This is a genomic window from Pseudomonas sp. UBA6699 (assembly GCF_002454615.1).
GTDB classification, from domain to species: Bacteria; Pseudomonadota; Gammaproteobacteria; order Pseudomonadales; family Pseudomonadaceae; genus Aquipseudomonas; species Aquipseudomonas juntendi.
Genome location: NZ_DKJF01000084.1, coordinates 1 through 16,650 on the forward strand (window position 1 = coordinate 1; position 16,650 = coordinate 16,650).

At 62.3% G+C, this 16,650-nt stretch carries 14 protein-coding genes; 8 read left to right on the plus strand and 6 right to left on the minus strand.

Features of this window, described 5'->3' with window-relative positions:
* Positions 1-202 precede the first annotated feature (202 nt).
* On the minus strand, positions 203-1,087 hold the full coding sequence (locus B3361_RS16620; RefSeq protein WP_009681497.1) for a LysR substrate-binding domain-containing protein: 885 nt from the start codon (positions 1,085-1,087) through the stop codon (positions 203-205).
* Between the two features lie 151 nt (positions 1,088-1,238).
* Between B3361_RS16620 and ydiJ the strand changes: the two genes are divergently transcribed.
* The gene (gene ydiJ / locus B3361_RS16625; protein ID WP_009681496.1) at positions 1,239-4,259 is read left to right on the plus strand and encodes a D-2-hydroxyglutarate dehydrogenase YdiJ; all 3,021 of its coding nucleotides are present in this window, start codon (positions 1,239-1,241) and stop codon (positions 4,257-4,259) included.
* Positions 4,260-4,303: 44 nt separating this feature from the next.
* On the opposite strand, the gene B3361_RS16630 is transcribed toward ydiJ, so the two are convergent.
* The 4 genes from B3361_RS16630 to phhA form a co-directional block, all read right to left on the minus strand.
* Positions 4,304-5,491: an MFS transporter gene (locus B3361_RS16630; RefSeq protein WP_054904770.1), complete on the minus strand. Its 1,188-nt coding sequence runs from the start codon at positions 5,489-5,491 to the stop codon at positions 4,304-4,306.
* 90 nt (positions 5,492-5,581) lie between these two features.
* On the minus strand, positions 5,582-5,710 hold the full coding sequence (locus B3361_RS16635; protein WP_009681494.1) for a hypothetical protein: 129 nt from the start codon (positions 5,708-5,710) through the stop codon (positions 5,582-5,584).
* A gap of 244 nt (positions 5,711-5,954) precedes the next feature.
* On the minus strand, positions 5,955-6,311 hold the full coding sequence (locus B3361_RS16640; RefSeq protein WP_009681493.1) for a 4a-hydroxytetrahydrobiopterin dehydratase: 357 nt from the start codon (positions 6,309-6,311) through the stop codon (positions 5,955-5,957).
* A gap of 39 nt (positions 6,312-6,350) precedes the next feature.
* Entirely contained in the window at positions 6,351-7,139 is a 789-nt protein-coding gene (gene phhA / locus B3361_RS16645) for a phenylalanine 4-monooxygenase (protein WP_009681492.1), read from the minus strand.
* A gap of 254 nt (positions 7,140-7,393) precedes the next feature.
* On the opposite strand from phhA, the gene B3361_RS16650 reads away from it, so the two are divergent.
* Complete coding sequence (locus tag B3361_RS16650; protein WP_054904771.1) at positions 7,394-8,953, plus strand: sigma-54-dependent transcriptional regulator; 1,560 nt, start codon at positions 7,394-7,396, stop codon at positions 8,951-8,953.
* Between the two features lie 83 nt (positions 8,954-9,036).
* Here the strand turns inward: B3361_RS16650 and B3361_RS16655 are convergent, their stop codons facing one another.
* Positions 9,037-9,291: a DUF2790 domain-containing protein gene (locus B3361_RS16655; RefSeq protein ID WP_009681490.1), complete on the minus strand. Its 255-nt coding sequence runs from the start codon at positions 9,289-9,291 to the stop codon at positions 9,037-9,039.
* Positions 9,292-9,688: 397 nt separating this feature from the next.
* Here B3361_RS16655 and acs point away from each other — a divergent pair, with 397 nt between their 5' ends.
* The 6 genes from acs to argR all read left to right on the plus strand — a co-directional run bounded on the left by acs (position 9,689) and on the right by argR (position 16,310).
* On the plus strand, positions 9,689-11,650 hold the full coding sequence (gene acs / locus B3361_RS16660) for an acetate--CoA ligase (RefSeq protein WP_009681489.1): 1,962 nt from the start codon (positions 9,689-9,691) through the stop codon (positions 11,648-11,650).
* A gap of 536 nt (positions 11,651-12,186) precedes the next feature.
* Positions 12,187-12,972 (plus strand): ABC transporter substrate-binding protein, encoded by a 786-nt coding sequence (locus tag B3361_RS16665; protein ID WP_009681488.1) that lies wholly within the window; start codon positions 12,187-12,189, stop codon positions 12,970-12,972.
* Between the two features lie 87 nt (positions 12,973-13,059).
* The gene (locus B3361_RS16670; protein WP_054881940.1) at positions 13,060-13,749 is read left to right on the plus strand and encodes an ABC transporter permease; all 690 of its coding nucleotides are present in this window, start codon (positions 13,060-13,062) and stop codon (positions 13,747-13,749) included.
* Complete coding sequence (locus B3361_RS16675) at positions 13,746-14,444, plus strand: ABC transporter permease (RefSeq protein ID WP_029887202.1); 699 nt, start codon at positions 13,746-13,748, stop codon at positions 14,442-14,444. The genes B3361_RS16670 and B3361_RS16675 overlap by 4 nt, the downstream gene beginning before the upstream one ends.
* A gap of 22 nt (positions 14,445-14,466) precedes the next feature.
* The gene (locus tag B3361_RS16680) at positions 14,467-15,231 is read left to right on the plus strand and encodes an ABC transporter ATP-binding protein (protein ID WP_054904773.1); all 765 of its coding nucleotides are present in this window, start codon (positions 14,467-14,469) and stop codon (positions 15,229-15,231) included.
* Between the two features lie 98 nt (positions 15,232-15,329).
* On the plus strand, positions 15,330-16,310 hold the full coding sequence (gene argR, locus B3361_RS16685; protein ID WP_009681484.1) for a transcriptional regulator ArgR: 981 nt from the start codon (positions 15,330-15,332) through the stop codon (positions 16,308-16,310).
* Positions 16,311-16,650 lie beyond the last annotated feature (340 nt).

Consider the following 16,650-nt stretch of genomic DNA (forward strand, 5'->3'; position numbering starts at 1 on the left):
ACAAACAAGGCGGCCGCGCGCGCCTGTCACAGGCGTTACTGGCCCGAAACAAACGTAGGAGCGAGCGCAGCTCGCGATTGCGCCGCGCGGGCGGCGCTCGATCTCACAGGCGCTGAAGATGCTCCGGCTACCCTTGCCAGAAACCATAGAATCTCCTACAGGTACTGCACAGGGCTTGGGGCCTATGCGGTCGAGGCAGGACTCAGATCTGCTCCAGCAACCACCCCCTGAACGCCCGCAACGACGGTAATGCCTCATTCCTCGGCGGGTAGATCAGGTAGTAACTGCGCTGGCTGGCAAAAGCTGTTCCGGGGCTGTGCAGTTCACCCTTGGCCAGTTCTTCTTCCACGAGAATGCGCGGTACCAGCCCGATGCCGATCCCGGCGCGCACGGCCTGGATCAGGTGCGAGGTGAGCTCGAAACTCGGCCCCAGGCGCATCGCCCGGTGCGGCAGGCCATGGTGGGAAAACCACTCGCCCCAGGCATGCGGGTTGTTGGCCACGTTCAGCAGCACCTCTTCGCTGATGCTGGCGGGGCTCCAGCCCTGGCGGTCGGCGCTGGCCTGCGGCGGTACGATCACCACCAGTTCCTCGGCATGCAGGCGATGGCAGACCAGCCCGGGCAGGTCGTGGCTGGCCACGCCAATGGCGGCATCGATCTCGCTGGTTTCGAAATTAATGGCTTCGATGCGTGAGTGAATGTGCACCAGCATGCCTGGGTGCGCGCTGTAGAACGCATGCAAGCGCGGCAACAGCCATTTGGAGCCGAAGGTGGGCAGGGTGGCCAGGCGCAAGGTGCCGACCCCGGACTGGTAAGCCAGCGCTTGCAGAGTGGCGCTGCGGATGCGCCCCAGCGCCTCGCTGAGCTCGCCCTGGTACAGCCGGCCGACATCGGTCAGTTGCACCTGGCGCCCTTCACGGCGGAACAGGGTCAGGCCCAGTTGTTGTTCCAGTGCCTGCACCTGCCGGCTGACCGCGCTCTGGGTCAGTGACAGTTCGGCAGCGGCGCGGGTGTAGCTTTCATGCCGGGCGGCGGCCTCGAATGCCAGCAGCAGCGACATGGACGGAGTCAGGTGGCGGTAATTCATTCATAAAAGTCATTGATAGCGGCAGGATTATCCGTTTGCCCCTGAGCGCAAACTACAGGAACATTGGCTTATACGTCACCCCCGCCTGGTTTGACCCATGCCGGGGCGACAGGAATCCCGTGAATAGCCAATATCAAGAGGCCATCCTTCGATGATCGCCCAGCTGCCAACCGTTGCACCCAGTGCCAACTACCCAGAATTCCTCGAAGCCCTGCGCAACAGCGGCTTCCGTGGCCAGATCAGCGCCGACTACGCGACCCGCACGGTGTTGGCCACCGACAACTCGATCTATCAGCGCCTGCCGCAGGCTGCGGTGTTCCCGCTGGATGCCGACGATGTGGCGCGCGTGGCCACGCTGATGGCCGAAGCACGCTTTCGGCACGTCAAGCTCACCCCGCGCGGCGGGGGCACCGGCACCAACGGCCAGTCGCTGACCGATGGCATTGTCGTCGACCTGTCGCGGCACATGAACAACATCCTCGAAATCAATGTCGAGGAGCGCTGGGTGCGGGTGCAGGCCGGCACCGTGAAGGACCAGCTCAATGCTGCGCTCAAGCCGTACGGGCTGTTCTTCGCCCCTGAGCTGTCCACGTCCAACCGCGCCACCGTCGGCGGCATGATCAACACCGACGCCAGCGGCCAGGGCAGCTGTACTTATGGCAAAACCCGCGACCACGTACTGGAGTTGCACAGCGTGCTGCTCGGTGGCGAGCGCCTGCACAGCCTGCCGATCGATGAGGCCGCGCTGGAGCAGGCCTGTGCCGCGCCTGGCCGGGTGGGCGAGGTGTACCGCATGGCGCGGGACATCCAGCAAACCCAGGGCGACCTGATCGAGCGCACCTTCCCCAAGCTCAACCGCTGCCTGACCGGCTACGACCTGGCGCACCTGCGCGACGAACAGGGCCGTTTCAATCTCAATAGCGTGCTGTGCGGTGCCGAGGGCTCGCTTGGGTATGTGGTCGAAGCCAAGCTCAATGTGCTGCCGATCCCCAAGTACGCGGTACTGGTCAATGTGCGCTACACCAGCTTCATGGATGCCCTGCGCGACGCCAATGCGCTGATGGCGCACAAGCCGCTGTCCATCGAAACCGTGGACTCCAAGGTGCTCATGCTGGCGATGAAGGATATCGTCTGGCACAGCGTTGCCGAATACTTCCCGGCCGACCCCGAGCGGCCGACCTTGGGCATCAACCTGGTGGAGTTCTGCGGGGACGAGCCGGCGCAGGTCAATGCCAAGGTGCAGGCGTTCCTCCAGCACCTGCAGAGCGACACCAGTGTCGAGCGCCTGGGCCACACGCTGGCCGAGGGTTCCGAGGCCGTCACCCGTGTCTACACCATGCGCAAGCGCTCGGTGGGCCTGCTGGGTAACGTCGAGGGCGAGGTGCGCCCGCAACCTTTCGTCGAGGACACCGCGGTGCCGCCGGAGCAACTGGCCGACTACATCGCCGATTTCCGGGCCTTGCTCGATGGTTACGGCCTGGCCTACGGCATGTTCGGCCACGTGGATGCCGGCGTGCTGCACGTACGCCCCGCGCTGGACATGAAAGACCCGGCCCAGGCCGCGCTGGTCAAGCCGATTTCCGATGCGGTGGCGGCACTGACCAAACGCTATGGCGGCCTGTTGTGGGGCGAGCATGGCAAGGGCCTGCGTTCGGAGTACGTGCCGGAGTATTTCGGCGAACTGTACCCAGCACTGCAGCGCCTGAAGGGCGCCTTCGACCCGCATAACCAGCTGAACCCGGGCAAGATCTGCACGCCGCCCGACAGCGCCGAAGGCCTGACCAAGGTCGATGGCGTGACCCTGCGCGGCGACCTGGACCGCAGCATCGACGAACGGGTCTGGCAAGACTTCGGCAGCGCCGTGCACTGCAACGGCAACGGTGCCTGCTACAACTACGACCCCAACGACGCCATGTGCCCCTCATGGAAAGCCACCCGTGAGCGCCAGCACTCGCCCAAGGGTCGTGCCTCGCTGATGCGCGAATGGCTGCGCCTGCAGGGCGAAGCGAACATCGACGTGCTGGCTGCGGCGCGTAACAAGGTCTCGTGGCTCAAGGGCCTGCCGGCGCGCCTGCGCAACAACCGCGCACGCAACCAGGGCCAGGCCGACTTCTCCCATGAGGTGTATGACGCCATGGCCGGTTGCCTGGCGTGCAAATCCTGCGCTGGGCAGTGCCCGATCAAGGTCAACGTGCCGGACTTCCGCTCGCGCTTTCTGGAGTTGTACCACGGCCGTTATCAGCGCCCCTTGCGCGACTACCTGATCGGCTCGCTGGAGTTCACCATCCCCTACCTGGCACACGCACCGGGGCTGTACAACGCGGTGATGGGGTCGAAATGGGTGAGCAGGCTGCTGGCCGAAAAGGTCGGCATGGTCGACAGCCCATTGATCAGCCGCTTCAACTTCCAGGCCACCCTGACCCGCTGCCGTGTTGGCGTGGCCACGGTGCCGGCGCTGCGCGAATTGACCCCGGCCCAGCGCGAGCGCAGCATCGTGCTGGTGCAGGATGCCTTCACCCGTTACTTCGAAACGCCGTTGCTTTCGGCGTTCATCGACCTGGCCAACCGCCTCGGCCACCGGGTGTTCCTGGCGCCGTATAGCGCCAACGGCAAGCCGCTGCATGTGCAGGGGTTCCTCGGTGCATTCGCCAAGGCGGCGATCCGCAATGCCAGCCAGCTCAAGGCCCTGGCCGATTGCGGCGTGCCGCTGGTGGGCCTGGACCCGGCCATGACCCTGGTGTACCGCCAGGAGTACCAGAAGGTGCCGGGCATGGACGGTTGCCCGCAGGTGCTGCTGCCGCAGGAATGGCTGATGAATGTGCTGCCCGAACAGGCACCGACCGCGCCGGGCAACTTCCGCCTGATGGCGCACTGCACCGAGAAGACCAATGTGCCGGCCAGTACCCGCCAATGGGAGCAGGTGTTTGCCCGTTTGGGGCTGAAGCTGGTGACCGAGGCCACTGGCTGCTGCGGTATGTCCGGTACCTATGGGCATGAGGCGCGCAACCAGGAAACCTCGCGGACCATCTTCGAGCAAAGCTGGGCCACCAAGCTGGACAAGGAGGGCGAACCTTTGGCTACCGGGTATTCGTGCCGCAGCCAGGTCAAGCGCATGACCGAACGCCAGATGCGCCACCCGCTGGAAGTGGTGTTGCAGTACGCCCAGCGCTGACCTTCAGCGGTGCGGGCTGCCTTGCAGCCCAGCGCGGCGTCGTTTTACCGCGCCCGGGCCTGTTGAGCCTGCCGATACAGATACAGGCTCAGCAGCAGCCCACAGGCCGCAGCGGCGGCGGCAAACAGAAACATCGAGGCAAACCCGAACCCGGCCGCCACTGCGCCCACCAGAGGCCCGGTTACCCCCAGCGACAAGTCGATGAACAGCGAATACGCCCCCACCGCCGCCCCGCGGTTGGCCGCCGAGACCTGGTTCACTGCCTCGACGCCCAGCGCCGGGAATACCAGCGAAAAGCCAAACCCGCTCAGTGCTGCCCCGGCCAGCGCCAGCTCCGCGCTGGGCGCCAACCACAGCATCAGCAGCCCCAGCGTTTCTACCGCAAGGCAGGCAATGGCCACGCGAAACCCGCCAATCCGGTTGATCATGTTGCCGAACAGCAGGCGAGCACTGATGAAGCTGGCACCGAACAGGCTCAGTGTCAGTGCGGCATTGGCCCAGCCCTGGCTGGCGTAATACAGGGTGATGAAGGTGGCGATGGTGCCAAAGCCGATCGAGCCCAGGGCCAGCCCCGAGCCATGCGGGAAGACTTTGCCCAGCACGCTCAGGAACGGCAGGCGCACGCCATGGACGATGGGCGCAGCCTGTTTGGGCCAGGCCAGCAGCAGGCCGACCGCGCACAGCAGGATGATGCTCAGGCCCATGCTCCACAGCCCAAGGCCCTTGACCATCAGTACGCCCAGCGGCGCACCGATGGCCAAGGCGCCGTAGCTGGCAATGCCGTTCCAGGAAATCACTTTGGCCGTGTTGGCAGCCCCGACCCGGCCGATGCCCCAGCCTATCGAGCCCGAACCCACCAGGCTTTCGGCGCTGCCCAGCACCAGTCGGCCAGCCAGCAGGCAGGCCAGGCTCCACCCGGGCAGGTGGGTCAGGAAGGCGCAGGCCAGCATGAACACGCCGCTGATGCCGCAGCCGGCAAGGCCGTAGATCACGGCTTTCTTGCTGCCATGGTTGTCGATGATGCGGCTGGCGGCAGGGCGGCTGAGCAGGGTCGCCAGGTACTGCACGCTGATCACCAGGCCGGCGACGACGGTACTGAAACCCAGGTCGTTGTGTACGTAGCCGGGCAGTACGGCCAGCGGAATGCCGATGTTCAGGTAGCCAATGAAGGTGAACAGAACGATGGAGACGACTTGCAGGGTGACCGCAAGGGGGCGGGGTGAGTCGGGCATGAGGGCCTACATGGGTTCTGGACGGTGTGAAAACGTGCTGACGGGGGTGGCCCGCAGGTCAGCCGTTTTCACACAGTCGGGGATGCGCAGTTAGTCCTGGTCAGCGCTGGATTGATCGTCACCATCCTGCTCGACGGCAGCTGCCGGTTCGGCGTGGGCGGTCACGGTTGGCTCTTCTGGGTTCAGGCTTGGGAAGGGAAGATTCGGGATCTCATGCATCTCGTCGTTCCTCGCAAGTGTGAGTGAAAAGTCTGCGCCAGGCGCGTTTGAAGCTTTACAAAGCTGGGGCAGGATACACAAGTCTGGATGACAGTTTGGTTTTTTTCCCGCTCGCCGGTCGGGTTTGCGGGCGAACAGCGCACAACATCTGGCCGAAAAACGGCGGCTTTGTGGCGCGTTCGCCCGCCAGGCAGGGGTGGCGCAGGGCACCGGCCTTGCCGGTGTCAGTGGGGCAGTCGCGGCTTTACTTGCGGCCTTCAGCCGATTCCGCCACCTTGTCGGTGCGCGCACACATGATGAAGTCGTTGCGGTGCAGGCCCTTGATCGAGTGGCTCCACCAGGTCACGGTCACCTTGCCCCACTCGGTCAGCAGCCCGGGGTGGTGGCCTTCGGCTTCGGCGATTTCGCCAACGGCATTGGTGAACGCCAAGGCGTGCTTGAAGTTCTTGAACAGGAAGACGCGCTCCAGCTCCATATGGCCGTCACGTACTTCGATGTTCCAGTCCGGGATCTCGCGAATCAGTTCTGCCAGCTCTTCGTCGGTGACTTTCGGCGCGTCGGCGCGGCAGGCTTCGCAGTGGGCTTGGTTCAAGGCATTCATGGAATAGTTTCCGCTTCGAGTTGTTATCGGCAAGGTCGCTCAGGCAGCAACCTTGGGTGGAAATTTAGGCGCATGCAGGCCCAGCTGCATGGCGGTGTGGACCATGCCCATGATGTCCTCGTGGGCCAGGTCGAACAGGCGCTTCATGTTCGGCAGCACGAAGTACAGGGGCTGCAGGATGTCGATGCGGTACGGTGTACGCATGGCTTCGACGGGGTCGAAGGCCTGGTGCTCGGGTTCACCAGACAAGCAATATACGGTCTCTTTGGGCGATGAAAGAATGCCGCCACCGTAGATTTTGCAGCCTTGGGCGGTTTCCATCAGGCCGAATTCGATGGTCATCCAGTACAGGCGGGCCAGGTACACCCGTTGTTCCTTGGTCGCGGCCAGGCCCAGCTTGCCATAGGTGTGGGTGAATTCAGCGAACCAGGGGTTGGTCAGCAGCGGGCAGTGGCCAAAGATCTCGTGGAAGATGTCTGGTTCCTGCAGGTAGTCCAACTCCTGCGGGGTGCGAATGAAGGTCGCGACCGGGAAGCGCTTGCTGGCCAGCAGCTCGAAAAAGGTCTGGAAGGGGATCAGGGCAGGTACCCGGGCCACCTGCCAACCGGTGGTGGCGCCCAGCACCTTGTTGATTTCACCCAGCTGCGGAATGCGCTCATGGGGTAGGTTGAGTTGCTCGATACCGTCGAGGTACTCCTGGCACGCGCGGCCTTCGATCACCTTCAGCTGGCGGGTGATCAGGGTATTCCACACAGCGTGCTCTTGCTGGGGATAATCGATAAAACCATGCGCATCGGGCTCGCGGGCCACGTAGTGCGTCTGTTTCATAGGGCTCTCCTGGTGAGGGCTTTCTTGTTATGTACGGCACATACCCAAGCATTAGGCTTTTGCTCACCGCTTTGCACGGGGGCCTGGCTGCGTTGAAATGCCTCGCGGGGGGAAGATCGTAACGAAAATTTTACAAATTTCATGAGAGCGCGGAAAATACGCCGTATTCGGCTGGCGTTTGTTCGGATTTTGTCAGCTTATCTTTACGAATTTTCTGCGCTGTGTTGAAAAACATCGGCGTTGCGAGAGCCCTTATGCGTATCAAAGTGCACTGCCAGAATCGCATTGGCATCCTGCGGGACATCCTCAACCTGCTGGTCGAGTACGGCATCAACGTGCTGCGCGGCGAGGTGGGGGGTGACCATGGCAATGCCATCTACCTGCACTGCCCGAACCTGGTCAATTTGCAGTTCCAGGCCCTGCGCCCGAAGTTCGAGGCCATTGCCGGGGTGTTCGGCGTAAAGCGCGTGGGGCTGATGCCCAGCGAGCGCCGGCACATGGAGCTGAATGCGCTACTGGGGGCCTTGGACTTCCCGGTGCTGTCGGTAGACATGGCCGGCAGCATCGTTGCGGCCAACCGTGCCGCAGCGCAGCTGTTGGGGGTACGCGTGGACGAGGTGCCGGGCATGCCATTGGCCCGCTACGTCGAAGATTTCGACTTGCCCGAGCTGGTGCGGGCGAACAAGTCGCGTATCAACGGCCTGCGCATCCAGGTCAAGGGTGATGTGTTCCTGGCCGATATCGCGCCGCTGCAGTCCGAGCATGACGAGAGCGAGGCGCTGGCCGGTGCCGTGCTTACCCTGCACCGTGCCGACCGCATTGGCGAGCGCATCTACAATGTGCGCAAGCAGGAGTTGCGGGGTTTCGACAGCATCTTCCAGAGTTCGCGGGTGATGGCAGCCGTGGTGCGTGAAGCGCGGCGCATGGCGCCGCTGGATGCGCCGTTGCTGATCGAGGGCGAGACCGGCACCGGCAAGGAGCTGCTGGCGCGGGCGTGCCACCTGGCCAGCCCGCGCGGGCAGTCGCCATTGATGGCACTCAACTGTGCCGGGTTGCCAGAGTCGATGGCCGAGACCGAGCTGTTCGGCTATGGCCCGGGGGCATTCGAAGGGGCGCGGGCCGAGGGCAAGCTTGGGTTACTGGAACTGACTGCGGGGGGCACCTTGTTCCTTGACGGGGTGGGGGAGATGAGCCCGCGCCTGCAGGTCAAGCTCCTGCGCTTCCTGCAGGACGGGTGCTTCCGCCGGGTCGGCAGCGATGAAGAGGTATACCTGGATGTACGGGTGATCTGCGCCACCCAGGTGGACTTGTCCGAATTGTGTGCCCGTGGTGAATTCCGCCAGGACTTGTATCACCGCCTCAACGTGTTGTCGCTGCACATTCCGCCTTTGCGCGAGTGCATGGATGGCCTGGAAGGGCTGGTGCAGCATTTTATTGATCAGGCCAGCCGGCAGATCGGCTGCGCCTTGCCACGCTTGGCGCCGGCAGCCATGGACAAACTTGGGCAGTATCATTGGCCGGGTAATGTAAGGCAGTTGGAGAACGTTTTGTTCCAGGCGGTTTCATTATGCGAAGGCGGCGTGGTCAAGAGCGAACATATTCGTTTGCCGGATTATGGCGTGCGCCAACCGCTGGGTGATTTTTCGCTGGAAGGGGATCTTTCGCAGATCGTCGGGCGCTTTGAAAAAGCGGTGCTGGAAAGTTTGATGGGCGAGTTTTCCAGTAGCCGGGCACTGGGAAAAAGATTGGGTGTTTCACATACCACCATTGCCAACAAGTTGAGAGATTATTCACTTAACAAGTCGGGCGATTAGGGGCGGGCAACAACTTTGGCACTGCTTTAAAGTTACAGGTATTGTGTCGCGAAGGGGCCCCGCAGGGCCCCGATTCAAGGTCTTCACCCGTTAGAGCAGCCGTTCCCCATCACGCGGTATTCGAGGATATGCTTCTGCCCTTGGGAGTCCTCGTAGGTCATGCGCGCTGGCACGACTTCGCACACATTGGGCACTTCGCTCATGGAAATGACGCGGGCAATGTCCAGGTGCTGAGAGTAACTGTATTGTTCAACCGGAATCTGCTCGGCATCTTTGGCTTCATCGGCCAGTGCCGCGCCGCAAAGACTACCCAGTACCAATACCAGTAAAGCTTTCATTTCAAATATACCTGTCTAAGGTCGTGAGGGGGCGCGCGGCGCTTGTGGCGCCGCGTGTACATCAAGTTTCAACTAACCAGATAAAGGGAGATCAACGTGTGCCTTCGTGGGGGCTGTTACCAGTTGTTAATCGCCTTGCCGTTGCTGGCCAAGTGAATTTTATGGCCGCCACCCGGGCCGAAACAGAGGGTGTTTTGATAAAGTCTTTTAACAGAATCTGTAACAATCCATCGGTCCGTGCGTTCAGCGGCATGCCAGGCAAGCTGTAAGGCTTGCGCCAGAGCCTTCTGCCGGTACGGCCGTACCAAATTACTACCAACGTCGAATGGCTTTTGTTGCTCTGGTACAGTTACAAACGGTCCCATACAAAAACAACTATTACACCGAGGTAACACAGATGAGTGCGGCTCCACTGTATCCCGTTCGTCCCGAGGTTGCGGCCACTACGCTGACCGACGAGGCCACTTACAAGGCCATGTACCAGCAATCGGTGATCAACCCGGACGGCTTCTGGCGCGAGCAGGCCCAGCGTATCGACTGGATCAAGCCGTTCACCAAGGTCAAGCAGACCTCGTTCGACGACCACCACGTCGATATCAAATGGTTCGCCGACGGCACTCTGAACGTTTCCTCCAACTGCCTGGACCGTCACCTGGAAGAGCGCGGTGACCAGCTGGCGATCATCTGGGAAGGTGACGACCCTTCCGAGCACCGCAACATTACCTACCGCGAACTGCACGAGCAGGTCTGCAAGTTTGCCAACGCCCTGCGTGGCCAGGACGTGCACCGTGGTGACGTGGTCACCATCTACATGCCGATGATCCCCGAAGCCGTGGTCGCCATGCTGGCCTGTGCACGCATCGGGGCGATCCATTCGGTGGTGTTCGGCGGCTTCTCGCCCGAAGCGCTGGCCGGCCGGATCATCGACTGCAAGTCCAAGGTGGTGATCACTGCCGACGAGGGCCTGCGCGGTGGTCGTCGTACCCCACTCAAGGCCAACGTCGACCTGGCGTTGACCAACCCTGAAACCAACAGCGTGCAGAAAATCATCGTGTGCAAGCGCACCGGTGGCGACATCGCCTGGCACCAGCACCGCGACATCTGGTACGAAGACCTGATGAAGGTTGCTTCCAGCCATTGCGCGCCGAAAGAAATGGGCGCCGAAGAGGCGCTGTTCATCCTGTACACCTCGGGTTCCACCGGCAAGCCCAAAGGGGTGCTGCACACCACGGGCGGTTACCTGGTGTATGCCGCGCTGACCCATGAGCGCGTGTTCGACTACCGCCCCGGTGAGGTGTACTGGTGCACCGCGGACGTGGGCTGGGTCACTGGCCACAGCTATATCGTCTACGGCCCGCTGGCCAACGGTGCCACCACCTTGCTGTTCGAGGGCGTGCCGAACTACCCGGACATCACCCGGGTGTCGAAGATCATCGACAAGCACAAGGTCAACATCCTCTACACCGCACCAACCGCCATCCGCGCCATGATGGCCGAAGGGCAGGCCGCTGTAGCCGGGGCAGATGGCTCCAGCCTGCGCCTGCTGGGGTCGGTGGGCGAGCCGATCAACCCGGAAGCGTGGAGCTGGTACTACAAGGCCGTGGGCAAGGAGCGCTGCCCGATCGTCGACACCTGGTGGCAGACTGAAACTGGCGGCATCCTGATCAGCCCGCTGCCGGGTGCCACCGGCCTGAAACCAGGGTCTGCAACCCGGCCGTTCTTCGGCGTGGTGCCGGCACTGGTGGACAACCTGGGCAACCTGATCGACGGTGCGGCCGAGGGCAACCTGGTGATCCTCGATTCCTGGCCTGGCCAGTCGCGTTCGCTGTATGGCGACCACGACCGTTTCGTGGATACCTATTTCAAGACCTTCCGCGGCATGTACTTCACCGGCGACGGCGCGCGCCGGGACGAGGACGGTTACTACTGGATCACCGGGCGCGTGGATGACGTGCTCAACGTGTCGGGCCACCGCATGGGCACGGCCGAGATCGAGAGTGCCATGGTGGCGCACGCCAAGGTGGCCGAAGCTGCAGTGGTGGGTGTGCCGCACGACATCAAGGGACAGGGCATTTACGTGTATGTCACCCTCAATGCGGGTGTCGAGGCCAGCGAGCAGTTGCGCCTGGAATTGAAGAACTGGGTGCGCAAGGAGATCGGCCCTATCGCTTCCCCGGATGTGATCCAGTGGGCGCCTGGGTTGCCCAAGACCCGCTCCGGCAAGATCATGCGCCGCATCCTGCGCAAGATTGCCACCGGTGAGTACGATGCGCTGGGCGATATCTCTACCCTGGCCGACCCGGGGGTGGTGCAGCACCTGATCGATACCCATAAGGCGATGAGCCTGGCTTCGGCCTGATGGCGGCCCCGCGGGTGCGCTGAATGGCAGGGGCCGCTTTGCGACCCATCGCGACGCAAGGCCGCTCCTACAGAAACCCTGCCCGGGCAACCGGCGGGGTTTTTGCTTTACTGTTACCCGACAATCATCGGTAACCGTTGTGTCACCGGTGCCGCACAATGGCGGGGCGCGGGGAAACAAAACCGGCCCATTCCAGTGCAGCTTCATGGCATTTGCAGCCGTGCCGCTCGCCCCACTTGCCGTAATTCGAGGCTTTGCCAATAATAGGCCCAGGAATTGCTAGTTCTATAGGTTCTATTTCTTGCGCTTTTGCATATTTTGCAAATGCTGTCAACATCGCCCGCGGCGGTTTCAGGCGCTTCTATAAGTAGTTGTCGCTTTGAAGAAATATCGACTACCGGGCTGTCGTTAGAATGCCACACACTCGCTCGTGGTATGCGGCCTTGGTCGAACCCTGCGCGGCTCGCGTTGTACTCATTCGCATATCGGGCAGCCGTGATCTGCCTTGTATTGCCCCGTACCGATGGAGTTACCTGATGAAGAAGCTTGCACTGCTTGGCGCCCTGGCGCTGTCCGTGTTTTCCCTGGTGTCGCAGGCCGATGAAAAGCCGTTGAAAATCGGCATCGAAGCCGCCTACCCACCTTTCGCCTTCAAACAGCCCGACGGCAGCATCGCTGGCTTCGACTACGACATCGGCAACGCCTTGTGCGAAGAGATGAAGGCCAAGTGCACCTGGGTCGAGCAAGAATTCGATGGCCTGATTCCGGCGCTGAAGGTGCGCAAGATCGACGCCATCCTGTCGTCGATGTCGATCACCGAAGACCGCAAGAAGTCGGTCGACTTCACCAAGCGCTACTACCTGACGCCGGCGCGCCTGGTCATGAAGGAAGGGACCACCGTCAGCGACAGCCTGGACGAACTCAAGGGCAAGAAGATCGGCGTACAGCGCGGCTCGATCCACGACCGCTTCGCCAAGGAAGTGCTGGGCGCCAAAGGTGCCACCGTCGTGCCTTACGGCACCCAGAACGAAATCTACCTGGACGTGGCAGCCGGTCGCCTCGATGGCACCGTGGCTGACGCCACCCTGCTGGAAGACGGTTTCCTGAAAACCGACGCCGGCAAGGGCTTTGCCTTCGTAGGCCCGGCCTTCACCGACGCCAAGTACTTCGGTGACGGTATCGGCATTGCCGTACGCAAGGGCGACGACGCCAACCGCGAGCGCATCAACAAGGCCATCGACGCCATCCGCGCCAACGGCAAGTACCAGGAAATCGAGAAGAAGTACTTCAACTTCGACATCTACGGTCCAGACTCGAACTAAGACGTCGGGTTTACCTGTGCAATGGTGCAAACAGCAGAGGCTCTGAGGTTTGCACCATTTTTCATTCTCTAGGTCGAGGACCTCATCATGTTGAAAGGCTACGGGGCAGTCATCCTCGACGGGGCGTGGCTGACGCTGCAGCTTGCCCTGTCGTCGATGGCCCTGGCCATCGTGCTCGGCCTGATCGGTGTGGCGCTGCGCTTGTCGCCCGTGCGCTGGCTGGCCTGGCTTGGCGACCTGTATTCCACGGTCATCCGTGGCATTCCGGACCTGGTCCTGATCCTGCTGATCTTCTACGGCGGGCAAGACATCATCAACCGGGTGGCGCCGCTGCTCGGCTACGAAGACTACATCGACCTCAACCCGCTGATCGCGGGTATCGGTACCCTGGGCTTCATCTTCGGTGCCTACCTGTCGGAAACCTTCCGCGGCGCCTTCCTCGGCATTCCCAAGGGGCAGGCCGAGGCGGGGTTCGCCTATGGCATGAGCGCGCGCCAGGTGTTCTTCCGTATCCAGGTTCCGCAAATGATCCGCCTGGCGATTCCTGGTTTCACCAACAACTGGCTGGTGCTGACCAAAGCCACCGCGCTGATTTCGGTGGTCGGCCTGCAGGACATGATGTTCAAGGCCAAACAGGCGGCCGACGCCACGCGCGAGCCGTTCACCTTCTTCCTGGCGGTGGCCGCGTTGTACCTGGTGCTGACCAGTGTTTCGCTGCTGGCCCTGAAGTTTCTGGAGCGCCGCTACTCGGTGGGCGTCAAGGTGGCTGAACTATGATCTTCGACTACAACGTCATCTGGGAGGCGTTGCCGATGTACTTCGGCGGCCTGCTGACCACCCTCAAGCTGCTGGCCATTTCGTTGTTCTTCGGCTTGCTGGGGGCTATTCCGTTGGGCTTGATGCGGGTGTCGCGGCAGCCGGTGGTCAACTTCACCGCCTGGCTCTATACCTATGTCATCCGCGGGACGCCGATGCTGGTGCAGCTGTTTCTGATCTACTACGGCCTGGCCCAGTTCGAAGCGGTACGCGACAGTGTCTTCTGGCCGCTGTTGTCCAGCGCCACCTTCTGTGCGTGCCTGGCGTTCGGCATCAACACCAGTGCCTACACCGCAGAAATCATCGCCGGCAGCCTCAAGGCCACGCCGCATGGCGAGATCGAGGCGGCCAAGGCCATGGGCATGTCACGCATGAAGATGTACCGCCGCATCCTGCTGCCTTCGGCCCTGCGCCGGGCGCTGCCGCAGTACAGCAACGAAGTGATCATGATGCTGCAGACCACCAGCCTGGCGTCGATCGTCACCCTGATCGACATAACCGGCGCCGCACGCACGGTCAATGCGCAGTACTACCTGCCTTTCGAGGCCTATATCACGGCGGGCGTGTTCTACCTGTGCCTGACCTTCATCCTGGTGCGCCTGTTCAAGATGGCCGAACGCCGCTGGCTCGGCTACCTGGCGCCACGCAAGCACTGACCGCTTTGTGAGAATCGACAGCATGTACAAACTCGAAGTCCAAGACCTGCACAAGCGCTACGGCAGCCATGAAGTACTCAAGGGCGTGTCGCTGGCGGCCAAGGCCGGCGACGTCATCAGCATCATCGGCTCCAGCGGTTCGGGCAAGTCGACCTTCCTGCGTTGCATCAACCTGCTGGAGCAGCCGCACGCCGGCAAGATCCTGCTCAACAACGAAGAGCTCAGGCTGGTCGCTGGCAAGGACGGCGCGCTGAAGGCCGCAGACCCGCGTCAGTTGCAGCGCATGCGCTCGCGGCTGTCGATGGTGTTTCAGCATTTCAACCTGTGGTCGCACATGACCGCGCTGGAGAACATCATCGAGGCGCCGGTGCATGTGTTGGGCGTGAACCGCAAGGAAGCCCTGGAAAAGGCCGAGCACTACCTGGCCAAGGTGGGTGTCGCCCACCGCAAGAACGCCTTCCCGGGGCACATGTCTGGCGGGGAGCAACAACGTGTGGCAATTGCCCGCGCCCTGGCTGTGGAGCCGGAGGTTATGCTGTTCGACGAGCCGACTTCGGCACTCGACCCCGAGCTGGTCGGCGATGTGCTGAAGGTCATGCAGGCGCTGGCCCAGGAAGGCCGGACCATGGTCGTGGTCACCCACGAAATGGGCTTTGCCCGCGAGGTGTCCAACCAGTTGGTGTTCTTGCACAAGGGGCTGGTGGAAGAGACCGGCTGCCCGCGTGAAGTGCTGGCCAACCCGCAGTCGGAACGCCTGAAGCAGTTCCTCTCCGGCAGCCTGAAGTAAAAGCTGCATTTTTGCACCAGAATAGGGCATGCTGCGCGGCAAGCGCGGCCTGACCCGGCGCACAGACTCGAACGACCTCAGGTTTCGGACCGTACCTTATGACCACCCAGCGAATCGGTTTTCTCATCTGGCCCAGCACCAGGCCCTTGACCCTGGCGCTGGCCGAGGAAGTGTTGCAGGTGGCGCAGCGGGTGCATCCGGACGTGGTCTACGAACTGTCGTTCCTGCAGGCCGAGCCTGCGCCGGAAGGTGCCTGGCGCCTGCCAGGCGAGCCCTGGAACGGTGGCCTGGAAGGTTGTCACAAGCTGTTCCTGCTGGCAGACGAGCCACCCGTGGCGGTAGGGGCTGCGTTGTCGGCCGCGCTCAAGCAGCTGGCGCGCAGCGGCTGCATGATCGGGGGGCTTGCAGCCGGTGTGTATCCGCTGGCGATGCTGGGTTTGCTCGATGGTTACCGGGCTGCCGTGCACTGGCGTTGGCAGGATGATTTTGCCGAGCGCTTCCCCAGGGTCATCGCCACCAGCCACCTGTTTGACTGGGATCGTGACCGCCTCACGGCGTGCGGCGGCATGGCCGTTACCGACCTGCTGCTGGCGGTGCTGGCCCGCGATCACGGCGCCGAGCTTGCCGGTGCGGTGTCGGAGGAACTGGTGGTCGAGCGTATCCGCGAGGGGGGCGAGCGCCAACGTATTCCGCTGCAGAATCGTCTCGGCTCCAGCCACCCCAAGCTGACCCAGGCGGTGTTGCTGATGGAAGCCAATATCGAAGAACCGCTGACCACCGACGAAATTGCCCAGCACGTATGCGTCTCGCGCCGGCAGTTGGAACGCATTTTCAAGCAGTACCTGAACCGCGTGCCGAGCCAGTACTACCTGGAGCTGCGGCTGAACAAGGCGCGGCAGATGCTGATGCAGACCAGCAAATCGATCATCCAGATCGGGCTTTCCTGTGGTTTCTCGTCGGGGCCGCATTTTTCCAGTGCGTACCGCAATTTCTTTGGTGCTACGCCGCGGGAAGACCGTAACCAGCGGCGTAGCAGCAGCCCGTTCGAGTTGAGTTCGGCGCCGGCTGAAAAGGGTTGATAGCTCGGTTGGGGCCGGGGTGTATGCCTTGAGGGTGATGGTGGGGCGGATATCGTGCGCCGCGCTACTAGAACAACGTCATGCACCCGCCACGGCGCGATACCAACGCCTCTTACCCGCTACGGCATAAAAATATCGGCTTGCACCTTCTACTCCTTCATCTCCAGGTGAACACCCGTTCACCCAGCCCCCTCTCTCCCGTACACTGCGCGATTGCGACAGTGTTTGTCGCATTGCCGAAAACCTTGCTAAAACTGGGTTTTGCGCTGTAACAAGTTGTCGCTTGGCCGCAAGGACAGGCGCAGATCAGTCCTTACAATCCCCCCCATCGCTCGCCACT

Coding starts and splice junctions, on each gene's coding strand:
- B3361_RS16620 (WP_009681497.1), bottom strand. CDS start 1,087: ATGAATTACCGCCACCTGACTCCGTCCATGTCGCTGCTGCTGGCATTC.
- ydiJ (WP_009681496.1), top strand. CDS start 1,239: ATGATCGCCCAGCTGCCAACCGTTGCACCCAGTGCCAACTACCCAGAA.
- B3361_RS16630 (WP_054904770.1), bottom strand. CDS start 5,491: ATGCCCGACTCACCCCGCCCCCTTGCGGTCACCCTGCAAGTCGTCTCC.
- B3361_RS16635 (WP_009681494.1), bottom strand. CDS start 5,710: ATGCATGAGATCCCGAATCTTCCCTTCCCAAGCCTGAACCCAGAAGAG.
- B3361_RS16640 (WP_009681493.1), bottom strand. CDS start 6,311: ATGAATGCCTTGAACCAAGCCCACTGCGAAGCCTGCCGCGCCGACGCG.
- phhA (WP_009681492.1), bottom strand. CDS start 7,139: ATGAAACAGACGCACTACGTGGCCCGCGAGCCCGATGCGCATGGTTTT.
- B3361_RS16650 (WP_054904771.1), top strand. CDS start 7,394: ATGCGTATCAAAGTGCACTGCCAGAATCGCATTGGCATCCTGCGGGAC.
- B3361_RS16655 (WP_009681490.1), bottom strand. CDS start 9,291: ATGAAAGCTTTACTGGTATTGGTACTGGGTAGTCTTTGCGGCGCGGCA.
- acs (WP_009681489.1), top strand. CDS start 9,689: ATGAGTGCGGCTCCACTGTATCCCGTTCGTCCCGAGGTTGCGGCCACT.
- B3361_RS16665 (WP_009681488.1), top strand. CDS start 12,187: ATGAAGAAGCTTGCACTGCTTGGCGCCCTGGCGCTGTCCGTGTTTTCC.
- B3361_RS16670 (WP_054881940.1), top strand. CDS start 13,060: ATGTTGAAAGGCTACGGGGCAGTCATCCTCGACGGGGCGTGGCTGACG.
- B3361_RS16675 (WP_029887202.1), top strand. CDS start 13,746: ATGATCTTCGACTACAACGTCATCTGGGAGGCGTTGCCGATGTACTTC.
- B3361_RS16680 (WP_054904773.1), top strand. CDS start 14,467: ATGTACAAACTCGAAGTCCAAGACCTGCACAAGCGCTACGGCAGCCAT.
- argR (WP_009681484.1), top strand. CDS start 15,330: ATGACCACCCAGCGAATCGGTTTTCTCATCTGGCCCAGCACCAGGCCC.